Here is a 23,858-nt window from a genome sequence, read left to right as displayed (position 1 = left end):
CCGCGTTCCCTGCCAACACTTTCCCCACGCGACCAGCCTCCCTGGTTGCCCGGCAAGCCTCGTTCGCCGGCAAGGGGAACAACGCAGCGGCGTCCGACGAAATCCGCGCATCCTTCCAACTCATGCGCCACCGAGAGTCATTCGGTCCTTCCCAATCCGAATCCTGCGCCACTCCCCGTTTTGGAGGCACCATGGCCAAAAAAGATACGTTCCGCGTGGTCACACGCGGCAGCGACGGTTCGCTCATGATTTCCGACTACCCGTCGGTCGATCCGTTGATGCAATCCCACCAGCAGATCGGTATCGATGATTGCAGCACCGATCTGGCGCTGCGGGGGATGCCGGTGTTTCGAGGCCTGGTCGGTCCGATGCCCGAGGGGAAAAACATCGTGCGGTATGAAACCCCGGAGGTGTTTGAAGTGCTGACCAAGGAATGGATGAACGCCAAGCCGAGGAAACGCCGCCGCCGCACCGCCGCCCAAATCGCCGAGGAAGCCGCGTTGGCGCTGGAGTTGGAAGCCCAGATGGCATCCAGCTCCTGACAAGATGGGCCGCGGGGCATTGAATCCGGCATTCGAATCCAAGGTTCCAACAATCATGACAAACGGCCGGGCCGTTGGCCCTGCATTCGTTGTTGTTGTCGATTTTCACCCAGCCCTGTCGGGCTGGGCTGGGCAAACCACGGACCTTCGGCCCGACGGATGTCCGGGAGTAACATAACATTCGCGTGTGCTCTGTCCCTTACCCGACCCGACCCTTACCCGACCGAATGCGGCTGATGCGGCGGTTGCGTCAATCGCAACACGGATTCCAGGCGTTCCAGACGCGGAGGCAGGTCGCTGTCGGACCACTTCAACAAGGGTAGCGAGACAGTCCCGTCACCGCGGATCGTTGTGCCGCGGTGGTGGACACCAGGTTGCGAGGCCGGGAGGTAGGCGTGGGCGTGATCGACCCCCGGATCGATGCCACCGATCTGAAGCTGGACTCGACCGACGGGATGGCCGGACGCCAGCCTCGGAGATCCGATGCGGATGTCGGCGGTTGGCGTCGCCGTCCAGGTCGAAGCCGCATCTTGGTTGGATCGCCATCGAAACACGCTTTGCAGATTCTGTTCCGCGGAGACCCACAACAGGGCCGCCCGCGATTTGGGCTGTGAATCACCGTCGTCAGAATTCGCCTCCGCCGGGAGGCGTTCATTGATCTGCTGAATCCAACGGTTCAACAGTTCTGCGGCGATCACTTCGGTGCCTGGATCAAACGCGTCGGCCCCCACGACGATTCCGGTGTAACGACTCCGGCGGAGCCGATCCATGATCGAGGCAATCTCGGTAGGGGGCGAAATTCGTTGCTTCGCTCCCGTACCCGTCTGAAGCCGGGCCGTTTGGAGCTCCGCCAGCAAACTGAGCGAAGCGGTGCCCAGATCGATCCGCGAAGCCGAACCCGCGGAGACGCGTTCTCCCAGCCGAGGCCAGGGACGCTGCAGATCGCCAAAGGTCAAGATCAGGTCCGCACGGTGGCAAATCTCCGCGAGGGTTGCCGCGATCATTCCATCGCGCGATACGGATTGGGCGAGCGCAAGCTCCGTCGGCGTCGCCGATCGGCACAGCCGCAAACCGTACGTCTGGACCAGGCGATGCAGCTGTTTGCATTCCTCGATCGCCAACCCGTTGGCTTCCACCAGCGGCCGGGGCGAAAGTTGAAGCTTGCCGGCCAGCGTCGGCAGATCAATCGCACGGAGCAGGTCGCTCTCCAACCGCGCCGGCGGTGCCCCGAGTGCTACGGCAAGTTCTGCGTCCGCGAGCTCGCATCCCACGTCCGTTGCCGCCGTATTGACCGTGACGTCGTCACAGGCCAGGGGGCAGAACGGACAGACGATCGAATGCGACGACATCAACAGGCTCAGGACTTCGGAGTCTTGCGCAGGTCCAGCCACTCGCTGTGGAAAGTGCCTTCCATGTCGACGCGTTTGTAAGTGTGGGCGCCGAAGTAGTCACGTTGCGCTTGCAGCAGGTTGGCAGGCAGGCGAGCCAGTCGGTAGCCGTCGTAGTAATTCAAAGCGGTGCAAAATGCGGGAACCGGAATGCCCAGCACCGAGGCGGTCGCCACGACCGCTCGCCAGGATTCCTGGGCCTCTTGGATCGCGTCGTCGAAGAACGAATTGAGCAGCAGGTTTTCCAGATTCGGCTCGGCATCAAACGCCTCTTTGATCCGATCCAGGAACTTCGCCCGGATGATGCACCCGCCTCGCCACAGCAACGCGGATTGACCATAGTCCAGATTCCAGTCGTGTTCGGCCGAGGCGGCTTGCAGTTGCACGAATCCCTGAGCGTAGCTGACGATCTTCGAGGCGTAGAGCGCCTTGCGCACGGCTTCGATGAAGGCCGGCTTGTCGCCGATCAACTTCTCCACCACCGCCCGCATCTCGGGATTCTGCGATTTGCCCGGGCCTTCCAGTTTCTCGCTGGCGCGGACGCGAGCTTCCTTTTGCGCCGACAGTCCGCGGGCGAACACCGCGGTGGTCACCAGCGTGCTGGGAACGCCAAGATCCAATGCCAGCTGGCTCATCCATTTTCCGGTCCCTTTGGCACCGGCGATGTCCAAAATCTTGTCGACCAGGTAGCCATCGCCGCCCTGGTCATCCTTGGCACTGAAGATGTCGCGGCTAATTTCGATCAGGTAGCTCTGCAGGTCGCCGTCGTTCCAGGAGTCGAAGACGTCGTACAGTTCGTCGTTGGACAGGCCACCGAGTTCCTTCAGCAATTGATACGCTTCGCAGATCAACTGCATGTCGCCGTACTCGATGCCGTTGTGGACCATCTTGACGTAGTGGCCGGCACCGCGGGGGCCCACCCATTCGCAGCATGGGATGTCGTTGTTGGGGCCGACCTTGGCGGCGATCGACTGAAACATGTCTTTGATTTCCGGCCAGGCGTCGGCCGAGCCACCGGGCATCAGGCTGGGGCCCTTCAAGGCGCCTTCTTCACCACCGGAAACGCCACAGCCGACATAGAGGAAACCGGCGTCTTCGACGCGTTTGGTTCGTCGTTCGGTGTCGGCGTAGTAGGTGTTGCCGCCGTCAATGATGATGTCGCCGGGCTCACAGAGCGGCAGCAGTTGGTCGATGATGGCGTCGACGGCCGGACCGGCCTTGACCAGCATCATCAATTTGCGGGGACGTTTGACCGCTTTGACGAAATCTTCGATCGTGTGGGTGCCGACAAAATCCTTCCCCGCGGCCCGACCGGCGATCAGGTCATCGACCTTGCTGGTGGTGCGGTTGTAGACGGCGACCTTGTAGCCGCGGCTCTCGACGTTCAAGGCAAGGTTCTCGCCCATGACCGCCAAACCGATCAAACCAAAATCGCAATCGCCGCTCATCTTTTTCAACTCGTTGGTAGGGGATCGTCGGAAACCGAGCGGAGATTCTAAAGCGTGGGAAAAAAACCGAAAGGGTACCGCGGGACCGCTATCGAAGAGCTATCGTTTGGCGAACGAATGTCCAACGGCCGAACACAGGCGTCGCCCGCCACGGGGGGACGCTCCGGGATTCCGGGCGTCGCCGATCCGACCCACCCACCGACAAGGCCGCTCCGACGCCGTCCGGAATCCACCGGCGGACTGGTCGCGGCCCCGGAAAGCCGTCAGAAGCCCTCCGACCGTCGCGGTGTGGTACGGAAATTGCCATTCGTCGCGCAGCGGATGACCGCTGGCGGCGGCGGAACGTCCGAATCCCAAACCCAACGCTGCGGCCAAATCCCCTCGATTTGTGCTTGTTTCTTGCCGTTTCGCGACAGACTGATTACTGTCACCAGTAGTGACTTTTCCCCATGCGCCGGCTTTTCCTGGTCGCAAAACGAATTTGGTTTTACCGATGACACGACTTTTCCGTCCCTTGCTGGGCGTGGCGGTTGCCACGCTGTGTGTCTTTGCGCAACCCGCCGCTTTCGCCCAAAACAATGGCGGTGGGACCAATATTAACTTCGCCCAGCCGATCGCCGGTGTGGACGTTGACGCCAAGGGTGTGCTGAAGATTCGGCAATTCGATCCGCGGCTGGCCAATCAGCGATTGATGGCCGCTCGTCAGGCCGGGGACAACGAAGTGATGCGTCCCAGCCCGCTGCGAAAGGTCTCGCTGCAGCGGTTGGAAGCCGCCGTCAAAGAACAACTGGCCACCGCCGGTCAGCCGAGCGAAGAACAGCAAGCTTTGGCCGGACTGACAGCGATTCAATACGTCTTCTACTATCCCGAAACGCAGGACATCGTCGTCGCCGGACCGGCCGAAGGCTATGTGGCCGACCCGACCGAACGCTTTGTCGGGATCCAGTCCGGGCGACCGACCGTATTGCTGGAAGACCTGACCACGGCCTTGCGAGCTTACGCACCGGGCCAACCCGGAACCGGCGTGATCAGCGTTTCGATCGACCCGACCCCGGAAGGACTGCAGCGGATGCAGCAGTTCCTGGCTTCGGTGCGAGGTCGCGTCCAACCGAGCGATGCGGCCCGTTTGGCCCAAGGGCTGAAAACCAATTTGGGTCTGCAGACCGTTTCTATCCGCGGCATCCCAGACGACACGCACTTTGCTCGCGTGTTGGTGGAGGCCGACTACCGCATGAAGTTGATCGGCATCGGCTTGGAACGTCTGCCGATGCGGTTTCAAAGCTACGTGGACCGGGCGAATCCCGCCGCGGTGGCTGCCAACGCGATGGAGCGTTGGTATTTCCAACCTCGCTACGATGGCATCGCCGTCAGCGAAGACGGCTTGGCGATGAAGATCAACGAGCGTGGTGTGCAGTTGGTCGGCGAGAACGAGCGCGTGGCGGGCGGGCAGCGGACCGCGACCAAACGCGTCAACAAAGCCAGCCAGGCCTTCTGTCAGGATTTCACCCGCCAGTTTCCGGAAATTGCCCAGCGGGTCAGAATCTACGCGGAGTTGCGGCAGCTGATGGATGTTTCGATCGTCGCCGCTTACATCCAGGAACAGGACTTTTACGGTCAGGCCGAATGGGCAATGCCCGTGCTGGGCGATGAATCCCAGTACTCGATCCAGACCCGCACGGCTCCCGAGCAAGTCGAAACGGCCGTCAATGCCGTCTGGCGTGGCAACACGCTGATGACGCCTCTGGGTGGCGGTGTTCAGATGCAGCCCCGCAAAGCCCTGACGCCCGAGAATCTGGTCGTGGACCAAGCCGCGACCAGCGACGTCAAACAGTCCGCCGGACCCTCCGATTTGCAGGACGGTCAGTGGTGGTGGGATTGATCCCGCTTACCGCCGATTTGTTCGGCGAATAAGAAAATCATTGCTACACTGGCGCACGACCGTTGTTTCGCGCGCCGGTGTTTTTTTATGGACCAACAGCGAATCACAGCTTCCCATCGCGCCTTTCCGGTTCGCTCGGGTTCGGATCGTTCCGCACCCCCACGACCGCCGCTGGTCGTCGTCTATGATTCGCTCCAGGCGTGTCCGTATCTGGATGGAAGGATCGCTCGAATGCCGTTGGAATACCCGCGGCATCCGCTGTCACCCTCGGATTTAGACGAACTGCTGGCGCTGGGATACCGACGCTCCGGCCGGATGCTGTATCGCACGCAGTGTCCGCAGTGCAGTGAATGCGTTCCCACGAGGGTGGACGTGCGCGAGTTTCAGATCACCCGCTCGATGCAACGGGTGCTCAATCGCGGCGAACGGGAACTGGAATTCGAATGGGCGGTTCCGACGGTCGACAGCGATCGCGTTCGTCTCTTCAACCAGCACCGCCAGCAACGTTCGCTGACCTCCTCCGGTCCGGTCGGACCAGCGGACTATCATGAGTTCCTTGTCGATACCTGTGCCGAGACCCGCGAGCTGGTGATGCGACATGACGGCGAAGTGGTCGCCGTGGCGGTGGCTGACTTCGGGCAACGTTCAATCAACGCCGTCTACACGCACTTTGACCCGGCGTTCGCCCGATACAGTTTGGGAACGTTGGCAGTCCTGAAACAGATCGAGTTGGCGCGTCAGTCTGATCGCCAGTTCGTCTACCTCGGATTGTACGTGGCTGCGAATTCCCACCTGAATTACAAGCAGCGTTTCCGGCCGCAGCAACGGTTGTTGTCGGGACAGTGGCGGACCGTGTGATTGCCAGTTCCGACAGAGTGATGCCCGGCCGTCTGATAGCCGACAGGGTGATGCAGAATGCGACAGCGGTGTTGTTCAATTTTGCAACGGATCTTCGCTCGCGTTCCCGCCGGGGACGACGCAATCCCAGGAAAGGTTGCTTTGGTATGATTTTTTCTCTCGTTCGTTTTTCCTATTCCCGGTAGTGATCTGTCGCTGCCGCTGCTCCTTTACATCGTCGTTGGGATTTGCCATGTCACGCCTGCGGAGTCTCCGTCCCATTCCCGCCGTGGGGTGCCTGTTCGCGGTGATGTTGACCTGGGGGTCTTTGACGGTCCCGGGCAATGTTCTGCGGGCTGAACCACCGGCTACCCAGAAGTCGGACAACCGGTCCTCCACGCCGATCGCCCAGGCCGCGGCCGCGGGTGAATTCGCATTGGCGAAGTCGCTGCCCGGGGCCGACCAGGAGGCATTGGCCGGGTTGGCGGTCCGGCAGTCCATGTTGGGGGAGACCGCCGCCGCGATTGCCACGCTTCGTCAAATCGATTCGCCTTCGTGGCGACGGGAAGTGATTGACCGAACCCGTCAAGCGGCGCGGGGCCAGTGGGGTGGCGACGACGGCCAGGGTCTCGCGGTCGAGGCTCCGATCGGAAAGCAAGCGGATCTGGCCGGCGGCAGTTCGTTCGCGGACTTCAGTTCTCTGATGAACCTGATCGAAACCACGGTCGCTCCGGACACGTGGGAAGCTTTGGGGGGCAACAGCACCATGGCTCCCTATCCCCAAGGGGTGTTTGTGGATCTGGAGGGGACGGTGACCTCGGTGCAATCGGCGTCCGATGGAGGGGAGACGCTGGCGAAACTGGCTCATGACCTGACAACGGATACCGATGGCGGGGCAACCGACTGGCGCGAGCCGTCGGACATGCGGTGTGTCTCATTGCGTCGTCTGCGAGACGAGATCGCGGCCCGCCGGATCACGGGCTTGCCGTTGGGGGATGATCTGACGAATCTGGCCGGTCTGTCGGAAGTGCAATACTTGGTCTTTGACGACCAGGATGTGGTGCTGGCCGGTCCGGTGGGCGGAATCGTCAATGACCGCGGTTGGTTGACCGATCGAAGCAGCGGTCGCACCACTTTGCGGGTCGATTTTCTGGCTCGCTGCCTGGCAGCGGCGCAAGCCCAAGCGGCCTTCGGATGCACGATCGATCCGACCCCCGACGGGATGCGATCGGCGGCCGAAGTGGCCGCGCAAATCCGCGCCGGGACCATTCCCATTGGCGCTGCCGCCGAGCGGTTGAAGTCGGCCTTGGGAGGGCAGCGAATTGAGGTTTTCGGGGCGGCAGGTGATACGCCGGTGGCTTTGCTGATGGTCGAAGCCGACCGCTTGATGAAACAGTTGGCCCTCGGCCAGCGGCCGATGCCCGATGGGGTGGGGAATTACCTTCAAATGGTCGATGCCCTGATTGATCAAGGGCCGCCGGACGGATTGTTGTTGCGGCTGTGGTTCAAGGCGGAGCCGCAAGCTCTGCGTGCAGACGCGAAACGCAAAGTCTTCGAACTTTCCGGGCGCGGCGTTTCGCTCAGCGGAGAGAATCAACTTGCCCTTCGCGATGGCAGCCGAGGCGCGGTCACCGTTGATCCACGCAGCCAACGATTTGTCGAAGAGTTCAATCAGCACTGGAACGCGATTCGGGACGACTACCCGGTGTTCGCCGCCCTGGAATCCTTGTATCGATTGGCCGCCGTGGCGCAAACCATTCAGCAGCACGGTCACCCCGATTCCCACGGGCGATTGGCGGCGGCGCTCGCCATCGAAGACGATTCGATGGACTACTCCCTGGTCGCCCCCAAACAGGTCGATTCCATCGCGACGATGCACACCGTCCGTCAGGGCAAGCAACGCCATCACATCCTGCTGGCTTCCGGCGGAGTCGCCGTCGATGTCGCGCGAATGGTTTCGAAGCAGGTGGAGGTTTACCCGACGTTGTCCGCTCAGCAGGGGCTGGCCTCACGAGCACCGCGAGCGGTGAATCGTTGGTGGTGGGATGCCCGGTCGGCGCCTTAGTCAGGCGGCGTCGATTCTGGCAGTGTCCGGGCGTGGAGTCTCTGGCTGGACAGCGCCACTTTGGGTGAGCCGCGTGGCGCTAGCCGCGGGTTTTCTCGCCTCGACCGGCGGCTAGCGCCTTGCCGCTCATGGCACTGCAAATCACGGTGTTTTTTGATTGAAAGTGGCGCTGTCCAGCTGGCAGGGCACTGTCTGGCGACGATAGCTACGGTTCGGAAGTGACGCGATGAACCCTTCGCAATCAGTAGCCACGCTCGCCAGAGCGTGGGAGAAACTCGAAACCGCCATTTCAATTCAGCGGCGATCAATCTTTTTCACGCGCCAGGTAGCGAGCCAATTCGTCCTGGTTGATGGCCTTGTTGCCGTCGCGATCGATCTGTGGCAGGTCCTCTTTTCCCAGGTACCCTCCGCCGCTGACTTCCTTTAATTCGTCGGCTTTGATCTGTTGGTCACGGTTCTGGTCGTGCCGCATGATCAACCGCCTCGCCATCGCCGCGTCGCTGTCCGAGTAGCCTTTTTCGTCACGTCGTTTGCTGAGCGTCTTTTCGATTTCCAGCAACTCAATCGTTTCGTCCGAATTCGTGTCGTAGCTGAGCAAATCAGAAATCGGGTCGGGGAAAGACTCCTGCAACGGTTTCCATTCCGGCAAAGTGACTTTGCTGTCGCCGTCGCGATCGAAGCGTCCGATCAAGGCTCTGGATGCAAGTTGGTCTTTGGCGGTCAGCCCCAAAGATTGACGGTGTTTGGCCAGCATGGTGGCGATCTCCATCAATGACAGACGGTCGTCTTTGTCTTCGTCAAACTTTTCGGGACGATCGGGCAAGGGGGCCGCATCCCATTCACGTTTGTTCAAGCCACCGTCCTGATTCTCATCGAATCGATTGCGAAGTTTGATCGCCCATCCCTGATCGACACCAATGATCCCGAACTCGCTCCGAACCACGCGTCGGAAGGCGAACGCTTCGGTCAATTCATTCAGCGTCAGAATGCCGTCGCCATTGACGTCGATTTCGTCAGGTTCTTCCGGCCAGGCACTGCTGATTTCGCCTGGATCGATCTGACCATTCCGGTTGGCATCATGTTTCCGCATCGCGCGGTTTGCGACCGTTCGATCGATCTGCTCGACGTCCTTCTCGTCTCGAACGGAAGCAAAGTGAATTGCGATTTCCAAGTGCGTCAGTTTGCCGTCTCCGTTCAAATCCACCTTCTTTGCATCATCGGCCCATCGCAATGAGGCCATCTCTTTTTTATCCAACAAGTCATCGTCGTTCAGGTCCTTCATCGCAAGCGTCTTATCGGCGTCCTCCAAGTCGGCCGAAATCAGCTTGAGCGAATAAACATCCGTGGGCGTTTGCAATTGACCGGTCGCGTTGGAAACGACCAGCAACGCCATCAATAACGCACCGGAAGGACAGCACGACCGTTTGATGAACCGACGCATCGGATCCCCCGTCAAAGAGAAGGTGTAGAAACAGACGAGCTCCGTCCTCCAGCTCAGAATCGTTGCAAGTGGGAACTGGAGGTTGAAATGTGACATGGCGTCTTGATCGCCGCAGCGGCGAATGATGGACGCGTCCGTCTTGTTGGAAAGATTCTAGCGGATTCAGGTGGTCCGGAGCGGTGCATTCGTCCGCAAGTCGATTGGTCGGTGGCGCGGGTTGGTTGGCCGGTCTGGCGGGAATCGATCCGGATTGGCATTCTTTCAAGACATGTACGAACGGCGTCGATCGCGAAGTAGACTAGGGAGACGGCGCCACTTTCAATCAAGAACACCGCGATTAGCAACGCAATGAGCGGCAAGGCGCTAGCCGCCGGTTGTGGCGAGGAAACCCGCGGCTAGCGCCACGCGGCTCACTTAGAGTGGCGCTGTTCCGCGAGGTTCTGACCGAAACGTGTCTCACCGCTGGCCCGAGCGTGAACGACTTACCAGATGATCATCGAGGATTGGCCGATAAGGCACCCGCAACCATGAAGCGGATTTTCTTGACCGGAGCGACCGGATTCGTCGGACGCCATCTCGCCAGCCATCTTGCCGGCTTGGACTGCGAAGTCGTCTGCCTGGTGCGGGATCGGAAGCGTGCCACCCACCTGTATCGCTCGGGGTTTGAGTTGATCGAGGGAGATTTGCAGAAACGTGCCACGTACGAGGATGCCCTTCGAGATTGCGACGTTGTCTTTCACGTAGCGGGTTTGACCCACGCCTTGCGCGCGAGGCAATTGTTCGAGGTCAATTGTGATGCCACCGAGCGACTTGCACGGGCGTGTATGAGAATGACGTTGCTTCGCCGGTTCGTCTTCGTGTCTTCGCTTGCGGCGGTCGGACCGGCGTCGAGGGTGGGGCAGCCGGTCGATGAAGAAACCGTCCCCGCACCGGTTAGCGACTATGGCCGGAGTAAGCTGGCCGGAGAGAACTCGCTCCGTGAGTTTGCCAAGGATTTGCCAACGACGATCGTTCGACCGGGGATCGTCTTTGGGCCCCACGATGCGGTCGCATTGCCGATGCACCAAATGATTGCCAAAACCGGTGTGCACATCACGATCGGATTCCGCACGCCTCCGTTGGCAATGGTCTATGTGGATGATCTGGTGAAATTGTTGATTGCCAGCACCACCGGAGAGTGCCTTTCGAGTGATCCAGCGGACGTCGGCCTTGGCGTCTACATGGCCTGCGACGACAGAGAGTTTCCGACCTATGGGCAACTCGGTCGCAGGATTGCGACGGCTCAAAACCGTCGCGTCATCGTCTGGCCGCTTTGGCGCTGGGTGGGAAGAACCGTTGCCTGGGGAAGCGAACAGGTTGGGAAACTGAAGGGCCGGCCTCAGTTTCTTTCGTCCGATAAAGCCCGCGAGGCGGTGGTGCGCAGTTGGGAATGTTCCAGTGAAAAAGCCAGATCGCAATTGGGGTTTGCCGCCAGCCAGTCTCTTCAAGAACGCATCGAGCAGACCGTCCGCTGGTACCGCGAAAATGGCCAGTTGTGATCAGCCGTTTCGCAACTTTTTGCGGCAGCAGTTCTTGTATTTCTTGCCGCTGCCGCAAGGGCATTTGGCGTTGCGCCGAATCCGTTTGGGACGACTCGGAACACCGGAGAGTAAACGCCGCGTGTTCTGGTGATAGATGCCCTGCATCATCTGGTACAACTCGGGAGCTTTCTTTTGCAGCACCTCGGGGGACTCGAAGAAGTACTCCGAAAGCACGGCGAAGTATTCCGCTTCGTTGGTGTACGCGTAGTCGTCGATGTGATTCCGGCCGGTCGGCCTGCTTTTCAGTTCTTCACCGACCCACTGGATCCAAGGGCCGGCGGTCGCGAGAGTCATTCCGGCGGGGATCCCGTCGACGTCGCCGTCTGCTTTGTCGACCAGGTGGGCAAACTCGTGGATGCCCACGTTGCGTTTGTCATCGGGGTTGGTGAAACCGGACCAGAGGTCGGGTTTGGACAGAATCATCACACCGCTGAGGTGTCCGACACCGACCATCCCCAGTGTTCGACGCTGCAACGCATGGTCACCTTCGGTGCTGAAGTCGTCTCCGAAGGCATTGGGATACACCAGCACCTCGCCCAGTCCAGAGTATTCCCAGTCCTCGAATCCGAACGTGGGGATGATCGCGCTGGCCGCGACCAGAACCCGCGTTCCCGCGTCCACGTCCGTGCGGATGCCGGTGATCGGCGTTTCGTCCAAGAAGACTTTGACCAGGTTGCGGAATCGCTCGCGTCCGGCATCGTCCAACGCGCGAAAAAAGGCCACATTTTGCTGCAGAACGGTTTCGTACTCCGGCGGAAACGGCTGGCCGATGATCTGCAGACGCCTTCGCGTGCGGCGTCGCCACAACCAGTACGCCAGTGCGGCCAACGGAAGTCCCAACAGCCACCACTTCCAGACAACTCCCAAACCCAAGAACACGGCCGCGACGACGGCCGATAACAGCCATGCGTTTCTGCGATTGGTCCGATTGGTGGCGTCTGTTTCAAGCATGTTGATCCGAATCAGGGTCGTGATGAAGTGTCAACCGCGATCGGAACGCTTGCAAGGCAGCGACCTGCCCCGGCAAATCCCGATGTTCGATCTGGCAGATTTGACCGGATTCGTCCAACTGGATCCATTGTTCGCAGCGAAAAGTGTGCTGCAGTCCTGCGTGGGTGATGTGGTCGACGAACGACACGTGGTAGCGTTCGGGTGATTCCGCGACGACTTGGCTTTCGTACCGAATTGCGTCGAATGACTTTGCCGCGTTTCCGTTGCCCTGGTAGGCAGCGATGATCGCCTCGGGGCCGATGTGTCGCTCCCCCCGGCAATTGTATCGGCAGCGTTCACTCAGCAGCGATCCGGCTGTGGCGTAGTCCTCCTTGTCGAGTGCCTTGGCGAATCGATTCGCGGTCTGCAGATGATTGGACATGGCAGGAATTCGCGGTTGAATCGGGCCCGGTTGGGGTGCTGTCGAATCGCCTGGGTGCGATTCTCAGGCTGGATGGCATGAGCGATCGACAACATTCTACGGGTTTGGCGTCGATTTTCAGGATTGTCATGCCGCCCGGGCGGCTTTCATTGATGCGAAGTTCGGAGACAATGGGCGGTCAGCCGGCCACCAATATCGCTTGGCCTTTTTGATTCTCCCACTTGGTAGCTTGAGACCGTGACCGAAACCACCCACCGCATCGGCGCCAAGAGCGCCGCCGCATTTCAGCGAGCCTGTCAATTGATGCCCGGCGGGGTCAACAGTCCGGCACGAGCGTTCGGTGCCGTCGGCGGATCGCCCCTGTTCATCGACCGTGCCGAAGGCCCCTACCTGTACGACATCGATGGGAATCGGTACGTCGACTACATCGGTTCCTGGGGGCCCATGATTCTTGGACATCGACCGCCACAGGTCATCGAGGCGATTGAGCGGGCGATCGCCAAGGGCACCAGTTTTGGAGCTCCGACCGAAGCTGAATCGCAGCTGGCCGAACAAATCATCGACGCGGTGCCCAGCATCGAGAAAGTCCGTCTGGTCAACAGCGGGACCGAAGCAACGATGAGCGCCGTCCGAGTCGCGCGCGGTGCGACGGGCCGAAACAAGATCATCAAGTTTTCGGGCAACTACCACGGACACGTGGACAGCCTGCTGGTTTCTGCCGGCAGCGCCGCGGCGACTTTGGGCGTTCCCGATTCGCCGGGTGTGACGCCGGGTGCGGGGCAGGACACGATCGTGTTGAACTACAACGATGTCAGCGCGGTGCAGAACGTCTTTGATCAGCATCCCGGTGAGATCGCGGCGGTGATCTTGGAACCCGTCGTGGGCAACATGGGCTGCGTCCCGCCGACCCAGACATTCCTGGAAACCCTCCGGGCAACGACGTTGAAGGACGGCGCCATCTTGATCTTTGACGAAGTGATGACGGGATTCCGGTTGGCGTTGGGCGGAGCGCAGGAACGTTTCGGCGTGGTGCCGGACATGACCACCTTAGGAAAAATCGTTGGCGGCGGATTGCCGTTGGGTGCCTATGGCGGTCGCGCCGACATCATGGACAACGTGTTGCCGGCAGGAAAGGTGTTCCAGGCCGGCACCCTAAGCGGGAACCCCGTGGCAGTTGCGGCGGGGAGTGCCACGCTCAGCTGCCTGGCGGAGGATCCCCCCTACGAATACCTGGACCAAATGGGCGACCGGCTGGCGACCGGGTTGAGTGCTGCTGCCAGCAAACACGGTGTTCCCCATCAGGTGCAGCACGTCGGCAGCATGCTGACGCTGTTCTTCAATGAGCATCCCGTCAGCAATTGGCCGCAGGCGGATCAGTCCGACCGCGACGCATTTGGACGCTACTTTTGGGGATTGATTGAGAAAGGCATTTACATGCCTTGCAGCCAATTCGAAGCGCTCTTCTTCAGCACATTGCACACGCCGGCGATCATCGACCAGACCGTCGCGGCCGCCGAAGAGGTGCTGGGGAACCTTTGACGCGATCCGACGTCGCCCAATCGTCTGAAGGTTGCCAGCCTGGAATTTGGAAACCGCGATGGTCTTGAACGAAGCCGCCACGAGCGAATCGGCGCCACCCAGCGTGTCCGTCGCCATTCCGCTGTACAACGAAGCCGACGGCGTGCAGGTATTGTTGGATCGTGTGTTGGCCGTGTTGGACCAGTTGCCCGGTGACGGTCACGAGGTCGTGCTGGTCGATGACGGCAGCACCGATGCGACCTTCCAATTGCTGCGTCGCGCCGCGGAGAAGGATGAACGCGTCGTCGCCATTTCGTTGTCACGGAATTTTGGGCACCAGGCGGCTTGCGCGGCCGCACTCCGTCACACCCGCGGGCAGGTTGGCGTGTTGATGGACGGCGACCTGCAAGATCCTCCCGAACAAATCCCGGAAATGTTGAAGCGGTATCACGAAGGATTTGATGTGGTTTACGCGATCCGCGCGAAACGCAAGGAAGGAGTCCTGTTGCGGTCGTGTTACTTTCTGTTCTATCGGGTGATGGGCGCATTGGCCGATCAGCCGATGCCGTTGGATGCCGGCGACTTCTGCTTGATGTCACGCCGCGTGATCGATTTTCTGAATGCGTCCGGGGAGCGGCAACGCTATCTTCGCGGGTTGAGGGCTTGGGTCGGGTTCCGCCAGGTCGGGATTCCCATCGAACGTGAGGCACGCCAGCACGGCGATTCAAAATACTCGTGGCGGGGGTTGCTGGGGCTGGCTGTCGACGGAATCTTTTCCCATTCGGTATTGCCCCTGCGTGCCGCGGCGTTGCTTGGTTTTGTGGCGATCTTGGTCAGCTTGTTGATTGCCGCGCACGCTCTGTACGGAAAACTGGTCCAAGGCGACTCCCCTCAGGGCTACACCGCGTTGGTCATCACGTTGATCTTCTTCTCCGGGGTCCAGCTGGTATTCTTGGGGGTGATTGGCGAGTACGTGGGCCGGATTTTTGAAGAGGTAAAGCGTCGGCCAAGTTTTATTGTGGATCAGGTCATTCGCGCGGACGACGCATGCAATCCGACTACGCCCTCCAGTACCGCCGACTCTACAACCAACATTGGTGGTGGCGAAGTCGAGAATCGGTGATCCTTTCGATCTTGGACCGCTACGCCGCGGGGCGGACGGATCTTCGAATCCTGGATGTCGGCTGCGGTGACGGGCTGTTCTTCGATGCTCTGTTGCGGTTCGGCGACGTCCAGGGGGTCGAGAAGGATCCAACGATCGTGGACCCCATTGGCCCCCATCGATCGCGGATCCACGTGGGGCCGTTCGAAGCTTCATTTCGGCCCCAGCAACCATTTTCCGCGGTGTTGATGTTGGACGTGCTGGAACATCTGGACGATCCCTGGACGGCGCTGCGGCATGCCTTGACGCTGTTGCGAGACGACGGACTGATGGTCATCACCGTCCCCGCGTTCAACGAGTTGTGGACGCAGCATGACGACATCAACCACCATCGCATCCGCTACACGAAACGCTCGTTCGGAAAACTTGCCGAAGAGTGCTCGTTGCGCGTAGACCGTTGCGAATACTTTTTTCACTGGGTCGCCGCAGCGAAACTCGGTGTGCGGCTGAAGGAAAAGATTCGTCCCACGGATCCGCGTCCGGCCGAAGTGCCACCGGCCGCGGTGAATCAGTTGCTGCGTTGGGGATCGGAAATCGAACGCCGACTGTTCGGCTGGATGAAGCTGCCATTCGGCAGTTCTTTGTTGGTCGTCGGCGGAAAATAGAATCGGTCGTCAATGCTACGCCGAACGGGCGTGAAGCGATCAGGGCAATCGCCGGTCATTGCCGGACCGGCACAGGATCAAGGCCCGCGTTTGTTCAGAACGTACAGCGTGCATTGTTTTCCTGCGGCGGCCCAGGATCGCCAGGAGATTGTTTTCTCCACCTCCCAGCCTGGCCGTGGGCCAATCGCCAACGCATGCTGCGCAAGGCCACGCCAAAAGGGCGTGTCGTCGCCCGGCCGACCGTGCGTGGCAACGTCTTCCGCCGATCGCAGCCAGCCGTTGATCCCGTTGCCCGCATCGAAGTCTCTGGCCGCTAGACCTTGGTCAAGCCAAACGCGTACCTGATCGTGTCGGGCGTCATTCCACGCCAGAAAGTCATGCACGAACACGAATGACATCGTGAACATCAACAGGATCATGGCCGCGACGGCCGCCGTCACTCCGCGAACGGTTCGCACTGGTGGCACCGCCGGAAAGATTCGCTGACTTCCGATCCAGGGAAACAGCATGGGATACAGCAACATCCAGTATCGGTCGTAGACCATTTCCACCATCGCCAACAGGGCCGCCGATGCCGCAAGCATGCACCCGATCAGTCCGGCGATGAACCAGTCACGTCGAAGCACGGCATCAACGGCTCCGGATTCATGGGGCCGACGAATCAATCGTCCGATGCTGGTTGCTGCCAAACCTGCCAGCAGAGCCAGGCTGATGATGCTGAGAGCCGTCACGATCTGCCAGATCCAGGGCGGCCAAGAGACTCCGCCGATGTCGCTCCACCTGCCCGGATCGTCCTGGTCGGCCAACAGGATTGGCCCCAGGTGAGCGTTGTAGAGGATGTAGCCCGTTGCCTGGGTGATGTAGGTTCGCAAACCGGTCACGGCGAACACCCCGGCCCACAACAGTCCCACCAGGCCCGTTGCCCACGATTGGGCCTTCCTCAGGGCGACATTTTCGGCGGGACGACAAACCCGAGCGACAAGCAGTGGCAACAACGGCAAGGCGGCCAAACCGGTCAGCAGGCCTCCGGCGTAGACGAAGACGATGGTCTGTTTTAACCAAGCCAAGTCGCGGGTTTCCACGTCAACGATACCCACCCGCGCGTCATCGCCTGGGACCAGCCAACCCAATTCGAAGACGAGGAAGCTGAGTAGTGGCAATGCGCAACTGGCCAGCAGGCCAAATGCGGCCCGTCGGAACCGCCGCCGATGCCAGGCGTCCCCGATCAACGCGATCGTCGGCACCGCGATCACGCAAAGATGCGTCTGACGCGACCACATGGCCAGGGATGCGCCGATGCTGCCGACAATCAGCCACGCCATGGAGTCACGCACGACGCCGCGGGCGTATCCGAAAACCGCGATGCTCGCCATGGACGCCGCCGTGACGTCGGTCATGAAGGTGAACGACATGCCGTAATAGAAGGGGCCAACCAGCATTGCCATAGCTGACAACAGGGCGATGCGATGGCTGCCGCCCAGCTCCCGAGCGGCCAGATAGATTGCGACGACGCCAAGCGTTGCCGCCAATCCCACCGCCAAGTGCAGCTGGTCGTAGCTAAATCCCGTCGGCAGGCAAACCAGGGCGCCCCACAGGCAGTGACTTGCCACGCTGGCGGCCAATTGCCCGTGTTGCGAAACGTGTTGGTAACGTCCTTCGTCAATCAGAATCTGCGTGCAACGCGCGTACAGAAAATCGTCATTGTGGGCGTACGCATCAAACGATTGAAAACAAAGCTGCCCGATCAGAATCGGACAGCACAGCGCCAAGCAGGCCAACAGAGACAGGGCGGCGGATCGGGACAAGAAAGTCTTCCAGATAACGGATTGAAAGTTCAGCCTGGTCCAGAATCCGGCCAGTCAAAATTCGGCCCGTCCCACGAGACGCCTCGGGAATGAGACGTTCCGCGATCGGACCTCGTCCGGAATCACTTCGGTTGATTGCGTCGTCCGGATGCCACCAAATCGTCTTCGTCGGAGTGTTCCTTGGAAATGACTTCGTCGGTCGTTTGCGGATCAGCCTTGCGGCACGACTCCGTCAAGAAGTCGGCCAGTTCATCCAGCTTGTCTTCCCAGGTTTCCACGGTGGTGCCTTCGGGAGGAACGTTGGCCATTTCGTCCAGGAACAAGATCATTCGCAGACAATGCCGCAGCAAGATTCCTTCTTCCTTTTGAAGCTTTTTGGTGGTGACGTATTTGTTGAAGTCACCGTCGTAGTTCAAGAGTTCACCAACGATCCAGACAGGCCGGATGCGGACACCGTCGACACGCGGAAACTCATGTTGGAACAGACGGTGAATTTTTTCGCCAATGGTCAACGGCCAGACTCTCGGTTCGTCAAACATCACGCGGCCAAATCCGCGATCGCGCACCTCGTCGTCTTCTTCGCCGGCTTTCGCGCCCAATTCTTCTGCAGTCGCCAGCCCTAGCGTCAGTAGTTCCGGATCCAACTTGGATACCGCCAGATTCCCGGGCGGCATCTCTTCCAGGGGTGGGACCCGGGTCAAACGGGCGACCGTGGCGGGAACTTCCAAGACACTCTCCAGCGCCGCCAGACGTTCTTCCGGATCTGCGTTGGCCAGCAAGTCCGCCAGGTAGACGCCGTACAGCGGATTGATGCTGCGAAGATGGACCAGCCGATCCAGTCGCTCGGTGGGCCGGGCTTCGATCGGTCGGTAATTGTCCAATTCAAAGGTTTGCCGCAGCTTCGGATTCTGATCGCCGGCTTCGCCTTTCGCCGCATCCGCTTGCGTTTCGTCGTCTTTCTCTCCGGCGGTTTCTTTTTCGACGTCGTCAGGCGTCTCATCACGCATCTGGTCCAGGATCTCGCCAAACAATCCGCCCGTCGCGGGTGGCGATTCTGGCTGGTCGTTATTGTTTGACGCCTTCGCCGGACCCGCGGGCGATGATTCTTTGGAAGCGGCGGGGACCGGAGTCGGATCTAGCTGGATGTAGTCGGCCTGCCACAGGGTGATCAGCATCCGATTCAGTTCCTTTTGGGACTCCTCGATTCTTTTCTGCGTCATCAGACGCTTGCCAACCAGATCACGCAGCTGTTGGACGTTGGGGGCCCGGCCCAGCAGGTAGGCCAACAACCTCCAGGGCAGCTGACCGCGGCTGGAGAGATCGGCTGCGTCCGCTTCGCGCAATTGCAGGAACTGCTGTTCGGTCCAGTACGTTTCTCCCGACCGACGCTTCGGCATCTTTTTTTTCAGTTGTTTCTTAGCCTTCAGCAGCCCGGGGTCTTTGGTGTCTTCGGGGATCGAGTCAAACTTCTCACGCCATTTGTTCAGTTTGACATCGTCTTCGTGTGCCAGCGCGTACACATAGCCTCGATCGTCAAACTGCGGTCGACCGGCGCGCCCGAAGATCTGTTGCGCCGAAGCGGTGTCGATCAGTTTCCGTTTCGTCTTGGGACCTTTTAATAGGCTGGGGAGAATCACGCTCCGGGCCGGCAAATTGATTCCAGCCGCCAGGGTCTCGGTGCAAACGCACATCGCCAGCAGTTTCCGCTGGAAAAGTTCTTCGACCATCCGGCGATAGCGTGGCATCACCCCGGCGTGGTGGACACCAACGCCACGCATCAGAATCTGTTTCAGCTTTGGGCCGGCACCGGCGCTCATCTCCGCGGCTTCCAGGTAGTCGGAGAGCTCCGCTTGCCGCTGTTTGTCAATCAAGCGTTTGCCCTTCAGCATTTCGGCCACGGTCCAGCATTGGGATCGGCTAAAGCAAAACACGAGGGCCGGTGTCCTTCGCTGCTCTTCATCTCCCGCGGCAATCTTCTCCGCAAAGTCATTCAGAATCTCGTCTTCGACCCATTCGTACTGAAGCGGCACCTTGCGTTCGTTTCCCGTGACCAGCTGCAGCCTTCGATCGTGGGCTCGTGAAAGCCAGGAGGTGAACTGAAGTGAATTGCCGACGGTCGCACTGAGCAACATGGTGCGAACGTGTTTGGGCAGCAGCCCCAACGTCAGCTCCCAAACGATCCCGCGTTCCGGATCGTTGAAGGAGTGAAACTCGTCCATCACCACCGAAGTGACGTCGGAGAAATCAAAGTTCTCCGGATTCAGGAGACGATTGAGCAGGATCTCGGCGACGACAACCAACACGGGGGCGTCCGCGTTGACGCGTCGGTTTCCGGTCACCAGCCCGATCTGATCGGGGGCGAAACCCCACCTGGCCGCACTCTCCCGCAATTCATCCAGCTTCTGATCGGTCAGGGCGATCAGGGGCGTCGTGTAGTACATCCGGCGGCCGGTCCGCAGCGCCTCGTAGACGGCCGATTCGGCGACCATCGTTTTCCCCGTCCCGGTGGGGGCGCAAACCAGCACCCCCTGGTCACCCCGGTCGGGATCTCCGGCAAAGTAGGCCAGCATCGCCTCCTCTTGCACGGGATAAGGTTCGTAGGGCAACAGCGAAAAATACTCGGTCGCCAAGCTGTCCCGATCCAGGTCCGGGTCGACAAGAGGGGACGCGGGGGAGTCGGCGGAAGGTTCGGGCGTGTGATTCATAGGTTCTGTTTTAACAGCCACAGGCTGGACTGTGCATGGCGACGGTGTGGGGCGGTCGAGGTCGGGGGGCTGGCGGAGCCAGGGTTCAGTGCGTTCCCAGGCGGGAGCCTGGGAACGAGCGGGGTGTGTTTTTCCTGGTTCCAAGGCTCCGGCCTTGGAACCCGCTGCGAGCCAGGCTTCGGCTGGCAACGAACCCTTTGGAAGTGGGCTTGGCTGCGGGGGCTGGACTTTGCTAATGCTGGCGGTGAATGCACGAATTGCGCGGCTGGTCCGACGCACCCCTTTCATTCTCGGCTCTGGAATCTGAATGTTTTCCGTCTCTGTGCTCTGCTCAGCGAAATCCGCGGTGAAGAAACGCGCTGTCGATCCCTTGCGGGATAACGGATCAGGCCTCAGGCCGCTGCGCCCTGGTGTTCCGCAGCGTTCACGTCCGCAGCGTTCACGTCGGCTGGGCCTGATCGTTGTCCTGGTGCTCGGTGTCATCACCGCATTTTCCGGCTGCCAGGATGGGCCAATGTACGCGCTCAAACACGTCAATCCTTATTTTCCGCTGCGCGAATGGAAGCGGGACCGGGCACTCGGGGTGACCGACAACCAACGCCGCGATGAGCTCGCCTCCTTGGCGTCGCAAATCGGCGACATGTCGCAAAAAGACCAGACCTTCTGGGCGGGGCACCTGAATCGCATCATGAACAACGACCCCAGTCCGGAGATGCGTCGCCTGGCGGTCCTTGCGGCCGGACGGATTCACGGATCGGAATCGCTTGAGTTGGTGCAGCGCGGTTTGGGCGATGAAAACGTCAAGGTCCAGATGGAGGCCTGTCGGGCGTTGGGAAGACGTTCCGAGCCTCAGGCGGCTCGAATGCTCGCATCCACGGTGGGCACGACCACCGAACTGGACGTGAAGAACTCCGCGATCGAGGCTTTGGGAAACCACAAAGGGGCGATTCCAATGGATTCGCTTCGGATCGCGCTGCAGGACCAGGATCCCGCGACCACGGATCTGGCCATCCAAAGTCTTCGTGGAGTCACCGGCAAGGACTTTGGCGACAGTCCACAAGAGTGGATTGCGGCGCTGGATCAGATGCAACCTCCCGCCGCCACTCCGGATCCGGTGGACGGAGACGCCGATCGAATTCGTTACGCCCAGGAGCAGCGAACGCTGCGCTAACTGGCCGGTGCCACTTTGCGTGAGCCGAGTGGCGATCGCCGCGGGTTTCTGCGTCTCAACCGGCGGCCAACATCTTACCGCTCATTGCACTGCCCCTCGCGTTCTATCGGCGGGGCAGACCACCGACTTCTGCGGGCCGAACAGATTGACTGTTCGGAAAAGTCGCCGTGCCAAAGGGGACGACCGGGCTAATTCCGGTGATCGTCACACTTTTCCTCAGCGGTTCTACCGGAAATAAGCAAACGTCCGGGGCCGTCTGTGCCGATAACTCCGCCTGAAGCGATTTTTCTCGACCTGTTGGTGATGCCTTTTGTGCCGCTCAATGCGGTGATAGCGGGCTGGCCACGATGGAGAGAACCGCAACAAAGTGACCTATCCGGGGGGAAGGGGCGACTGGTCGGCGAGCAGCCTTGCAGCACCTGCTGTCAGGGTTGAGAGCTGACGAGACGCCAGCCGTGCGGCTGACGACGGTGCTTTCTCCCAACTATATGTGGCTCGGGATTCCAGCGTGGCGAAATCGTCCACATTGGCTCGGGCGAACGAGCCCCCACTGCCAGGCGGCTGTGACCGCGGAGACGTTTGCGATGCACCGAATGATTCGAAACATGGCCAACCCCTACAGACTCTTGCATGACCCGGACCGAACCGCCCGATCGTCCGCAGCGGCATTGCGACGGCATCTGATCCCGGTGATCACGGTGATCGGCACCGCGATGGCGCTTTTGGCGGCCGAGCCGGCCAGCGCCCAAAGCCGCGTGTCGCAAGCCAACTACGATTTCGATGCCAGCGGATTTGTGGTGCCAGCCGGCATGCCGCCGCTGGCGTCGCCTTCGCAGGTCATGCCCGTCGGCTACAACGCTGGTGGATGTGCGAGCGGAGCCTGTGACAGCATGCCAATGATGATGGGCATGGGCGGCGGCTATCAACCCGCGCAGTCCATGCAAGTGTGCGGGACCTGCGGCAGCGGCAGTGGCTGTGGATGCCACAGCCTTCTGGGCGGCGGCGGCTTGCTGGAAAAATGGCGGCAGCATGGCGGGACGCCGTGTCTGTTCTGCCGCGGTGCTGGCTGCACGGCGTGCCGCGAGCTCCCCTTCGGATACTGCGGATCGGTCCTGGCCGGATGCCTGGACTGCTTGAAGCCCTACGAGGGTGCCAGCTTGTGCAACCAGCGATGGTATGACCTCAGTGTTGAAGCACTGATCATGGATCGCGAGCTGGGCGGCAGCGTCCCGGGGGTTGTCACGACACGTGGAATTGATGGTGATCCGGTCCTGTCTCTCGGCGACATCGACTCCAGCGATCTGCAGGGCGGTGTCCGCGTGTCGGCCGCAATGATCTTCGGCGTCGGCAGCAACCTGGAGTTGACCTACATGGGCGGCAACGAATGGAGTGGCGGGGCAGCCGCTGTTTCGGACTCGCCGAACCTGTACTCGTTCATCAGTGATTACGGGACCAACCCCAGTGGCGGCTTCGACGACACCGACCGGTCGCTGCGTCAGAGCCTGGATGCGGAAAGCTCCTTCCACTCGGCCGAACTGAACTACCGACGGCGAACGATGTTCCCGTACTGCCGGTTCCAAAGCTCCTGGCTGGTCGGGCTGCGATATCTCCGCTACGACGACTCATTGCTGTATCAAACGACGGGCTTGGACAACGACACGGTCAACGGCAACCTGCCCCGGTTTTTCTCCAGCCTGTCTGATACCGAGAACAATCTGTTCGGCCCCCAAGCCGGTTTCGACTTCTGGTGGAATGTTTACCCGGGGATCTCGATGGGCTTGGGATGGAAAGGGGCTTGGGTGCAGAATGACGTGGACCGTCGCGTGACGCTGCGAGCCAATTCGATCCCCACCGGTCAGTTCATCGACGAAACGCCGGTTTTCGTCGCTCGCAGCGAGTTCGCCGAAGAGGGCGACCGAAAAGGAACCTTCATCAGCGACTTTGAACTGAAGATGGTGTACCGCTTCGCCCACTCCTGGACCTTCCGGACCTCATACTTCGCCATCGCGGTCGACGACATCGCCTATGGCGGCTTGGATCCGAACACGCAACCGTTGACCCTGACCGGAGCCGTTGCACCGCCCCGCATCGCCTACGACGATCTGGTGCTGCAAGGTTTCACGGTCGGCCTGGAATACCTCTGGTAACCCAGTCTCCCGACAGGGATTCGCGAAGAAAGCCCGCGCGGCGCAATGCCGCGCGGGTTTTTTTTTGCTTGTCGGCAATCGGAATCAACGATCCTTCGATGGCGCGCCGCTGCAACGACTTCACCCTCCCATGCTCAGCGATGGGAGGGTCGAGCTGTAAGCTCGGGAAGGGGCCGCGCGGCCGCGGGATGGG

General features: G+C 60.5%; 17 protein-coding genes. 10 read left to right on the top strand and 7 right to left on the bottom strand.

Annotation, left to right across the window (positions count from 1 at the left end; genetic code table 11):
* Window positions 1-191 precede the first annotated feature (191 nt).
* Window positions 192-542 (top strand): hypothetical protein, encoded by a 351-nt coding sequence (locus tag FYK55_RS10590; protein WP_150076394.1) that lies wholly within the window; start codon window positions 192-194, stop codon window positions 540-542.
* A 215-nt stretch (window positions 543-757) separates the two neighbouring features.
* Here FYK55_RS10590 and FYK55_RS10585 read toward each other — a convergent pair whose 3' ends face one another.
* Both FYK55_RS10585 and gnd read right to left on the bottom strand, forming a co-directional pair.
* Window positions 758-1,891, bottom strand: a complete 1,134-nt coding sequence (locus FYK55_RS10585; RefSeq protein ID WP_150076393.1) for a hypothetical protein — start codon at window positions 1,889-1,891, stop codon at window positions 758-760.
* Window positions 1,892-1,899: 8 nt separating this feature from the next.
* On the bottom strand, window positions 1,900-3,378 hold the full coding sequence (gene gnd, locus FYK55_RS10580; RefSeq protein WP_150076392.1) for a decarboxylating NADP(+)-dependent phosphogluconate dehydrogenase: 1,479 nt from the start codon (window positions 3,376-3,378) through the stop codon (window positions 1,900-1,902).
* A 493-nt stretch (window positions 3,379-3,871) separates the two neighbouring features.
* Between gnd and FYK55_RS10575 the strand changes: the two genes are divergently transcribed.
* The 3 genes from FYK55_RS10575 to FYK55_RS10565 all read left to right on the top strand — a co-directional run bounded on the left by FYK55_RS10575 (window position 3,872) and on the right by FYK55_RS10565 (window position 8,159).
* Window positions 3,872-5,257 carry a DUF1598 domain-containing protein gene (locus FYK55_RS10575; RefSeq protein ID WP_150076391.1) on the top strand — a complete coding sequence of 462 codons (1,386 nt, stop codon included), beginning with the start codon at window positions 3,872-3,874 and terminating at the stop codon, window positions 5,255-5,257.
* Window positions 5,258-5,344: 87 nt separating this feature from the next.
* Entirely contained in the window at window positions 5,345-6,115 is a 771-nt protein-coding gene (locus FYK55_RS10570) for an arginyltransferase (RefSeq protein ID WP_150076390.1), read from the top strand.
* 232 nt (window positions 6,116-6,347) lie between these two features.
* A complete protein-coding gene (locus FYK55_RS10565) occupies window positions 6,348-8,159 on the top strand; it encodes a DUF1598 domain-containing protein (RefSeq protein WP_150076389.1) in 1,812 nt (603 codons plus the stop codon).
* A gap of 304 nt (window positions 8,160-8,463) precedes the next feature.
* Here FYK55_RS10565 and FYK55_RS10560 read toward each other — a convergent pair whose 3' ends face one another.
* Window positions 8,464-9,696 (bottom strand): hypothetical protein, encoded by a 1,233-nt coding sequence (locus tag FYK55_RS10560; RefSeq protein ID WP_150076388.1) that lies wholly within the window; start codon window positions 9,694-9,696, stop codon window positions 8,464-8,466.
* A gap of 431 nt (window positions 9,697-10,127) precedes the next feature.
* Between FYK55_RS10560 and FYK55_RS10555 the strand changes: the two genes are divergently transcribed.
* Window positions 10,128-11,138, top strand: a complete 1,011-nt coding sequence (locus tag FYK55_RS10555; RefSeq protein ID WP_150076387.1) for an NAD-dependent epimerase/dehydratase family protein — start codon at window positions 10,128-10,130, stop codon at window positions 11,136-11,138.
* On the opposite strand, the gene FYK55_RS10550 is transcribed toward FYK55_RS10555, so the two are convergent.
* The gene (locus FYK55_RS10550; RefSeq protein WP_150076386.1) at window positions 11,139-12,131 is read right to left on the bottom strand and encodes a zinc-dependent peptidase; all 993 of its coding nucleotides are present in this window, start codon (window positions 12,129-12,131) and stop codon (window positions 11,139-11,141) included.
* The gene (locus tag FYK55_RS10545) at window positions 12,124-12,552 is read right to left on the bottom strand and encodes a hypothetical protein (protein ID WP_150076385.1); all 429 of its coding nucleotides are present in this window, start codon (window positions 12,550-12,552) and stop codon (window positions 12,124-12,126) included. Before FYK55_RS10545 ends, FYK55_RS10550 begins: the two co-directional genes overlap by 8 nt.
* A 237-nt stretch (window positions 12,553-12,789) precedes the next feature.
* On the opposite strand from FYK55_RS10545, the gene hemL reads away from it, so the two are divergent.
* The 3 genes from hemL to FYK55_RS10530 are packed head-to-tail and all read left to right on the top strand — an operon-like array spanning window position 12,790 to window position 15,837.
* A complete protein-coding gene (gene hemL, locus FYK55_RS10540; RefSeq protein ID WP_261344952.1) occupies window positions 12,790-14,091 on the top strand; it encodes a glutamate-1-semialdehyde 2,1-aminomutase in 1,302 nt (433 codons plus the stop codon).
* A 58-nt stretch (window positions 14,092-14,149) separates the two neighbouring features.
* The gene (locus FYK55_RS10535) at window positions 14,150-15,193 is read left to right on the top strand and encodes a glycosyltransferase family 2 protein (RefSeq protein WP_150076384.1); all 1,044 of its coding nucleotides are present in this window, start codon (window positions 14,150-14,152) and stop codon (window positions 15,191-15,193) included.
* Window positions 15,118-15,837 (top strand): class I SAM-dependent methyltransferase, encoded by a 720-nt coding sequence (locus tag FYK55_RS10530; protein WP_150076383.1) that lies wholly within the window; start codon window positions 15,118-15,120, stop codon window positions 15,835-15,837. The genes FYK55_RS10535 and FYK55_RS10530 overlap by 76 nt, the downstream gene beginning before the upstream one ends.
* A 77-nt stretch (window positions 15,838-15,914) precedes the next feature.
* Here the strand turns inward: FYK55_RS10530 and FYK55_RS10525 are convergent, their stop codons facing one another.
* Window positions 15,915-17,642 carry an ArnT family glycosyltransferase gene (locus tag FYK55_RS10525; RefSeq protein WP_161604423.1) on the bottom strand — a complete coding sequence of 576 codons (1,728 nt, stop codon included), beginning with the start codon at window positions 17,640-17,642 and terminating at the stop codon, window positions 15,915-15,917.
* 122 nt (window positions 17,643-17,764) lie between these two features.
* Window positions 17,765-20,347, bottom strand: a complete 2,583-nt coding sequence (locus tag FYK55_RS10520; protein ID WP_150076381.1) for a DEAD/DEAH box helicase — start codon at window positions 20,345-20,347, stop codon at window positions 17,765-17,767.
* Window positions 20,348-20,861: 514 nt separating this feature from the next.
* On the opposite strand from FYK55_RS10520, the gene FYK55_RS10515 reads away from it, so the two are divergent.
* Together FYK55_RS10515 and FYK55_RS10510 are read left to right on the top strand one after the other, a co-directional pair.
* A complete protein-coding gene (locus FYK55_RS10515) occupies window positions 20,862-21,518 on the top strand; it encodes a HEAT repeat domain-containing protein (RefSeq protein WP_235908586.1) in 657 nt (218 codons plus the stop codon).
* Window positions 21,519-22,123: 605 nt separating this feature from the next.
* Window positions 22,124-23,665, top strand: coding sequence for a BBP7 family outer membrane beta-barrel protein (locus FYK55_RS10510; RefSeq protein WP_161604422.1), 1,542 nt, complete (start codon window positions 22,124-22,126; stop codon window positions 23,663-23,665).
* Window positions 23,666-23,858: the final 193 nt, after the last annotated feature.

Origin of the sequence: Roseiconus nitratireducens, from assembly GCF_008629675.1 — a bacterium.
In the GTDB taxonomy this organism is placed as follows: Bacteria; Planctomycetota; Planctomycetia; order Pirellulales; family Pirellulaceae; genus Stieleria; species Stieleria nitratireducens.
This window is presented reverse-complemented; position numbering and strand designations above follow the sequence as displayed.

What these genes read in the sequence shown, in the direction of transcription:
- FYK55_RS10590 (WP_150076394.1), top strand. Translation starts at nt 192, where the DNA reads ATGGCCAAAAAAGATACGTTCCGCGTGGTCACACGCGGCAGCGACGGT.
- FYK55_RS10585 (WP_150076393.1), bottom strand. Translation starts at nt 1,891, where the DNA reads ATGTCGTCGCATTCGATCGTCTGTCCGTTCTGCCCCCTGGCCTGTGAC.
- gnd (WP_150076392.1), bottom strand. Translation starts at nt 3,378, where the DNA reads ATGAGCGGCGATTGCGATTTTGGTTTGATCGGTTTGGCGGTCATGGGC.
- FYK55_RS10575 (WP_150076391.1), top strand. Translation starts at nt 3,872, where the DNA reads ATGACACGACTTTTCCGTCCCTTGCTGGGCGTGGCGGTTGCCACGCTG.
- FYK55_RS10570 (WP_150076390.1), top strand. Translation starts at nt 5,345, where the DNA reads ATGGACCAACAGCGAATCACAGCTTCCCATCGCGCCTTTCCGGTTCGC.
- FYK55_RS10565 (WP_150076389.1), top strand. Translation starts at nt 6,348, where the DNA reads ATGTCACGCCTGCGGAGTCTCCGTCCCATTCCCGCCGTGGGGTGCCTG.
- FYK55_RS10560 (WP_150076388.1), bottom strand. Translation starts at nt 9,696, where the DNA reads ATGTCACATTTCAACCTCCAGTTCCCACTTGCAACGATTCTGAGCTGG.
- FYK55_RS10555 (WP_150076387.1), top strand. Translation starts at nt 10,128, where the DNA reads ATGAAGCGGATTTTCTTGACCGGAGCGACCGGATTCGTCGGACGCCAT.
- FYK55_RS10550 (WP_150076386.1), bottom strand. Translation starts at nt 12,131, where the DNA reads ATGCTTGAAACAGACGCCACCAATCGGACCAATCGCAGAAACGCATGG.
- FYK55_RS10545 (WP_150076385.1), bottom strand. Translation starts at nt 12,552, where the DNA reads ATGTCCAATCATCTGCAGACCGCGAATCGATTCGCCAAGGCACTCGAC.
- FYK55_RS10535 (WP_150076384.1), top strand. Translation starts at nt 14,150, where the DNA reads ATGGTCTTGAACGAAGCCGCCACGAGCGAATCGGCGCCACCCAGCGTG.
- FYK55_RS10530 (WP_150076383.1), top strand. Translation starts at nt 15,118, where the DNA reads ATGCAATCCGACTACGCCCTCCAGTACCGCCGACTCTACAACCAACAT.
- FYK55_RS10520 (WP_150076381.1), bottom strand. Translation starts at nt 20,347, where the DNA reads ATGAATCACACGCCCGAACCTTCCGCCGACTCCCCCGCGTCCCCTCTT.
- FYK55_RS10515 (WP_235908586.1), top strand. Translation starts at nt 20,862, where the DNA reads ATGTACGCGCTCAAACACGTCAATCCTTATTTTCCGCTGCGCGAATGG.
- FYK55_RS10510 (WP_161604422.1), top strand. Translation starts at nt 22,124, where the DNA reads ATGGCCAACCCCTACAGACTCTTGCATGACCCGGACCGAACCGCCCGA.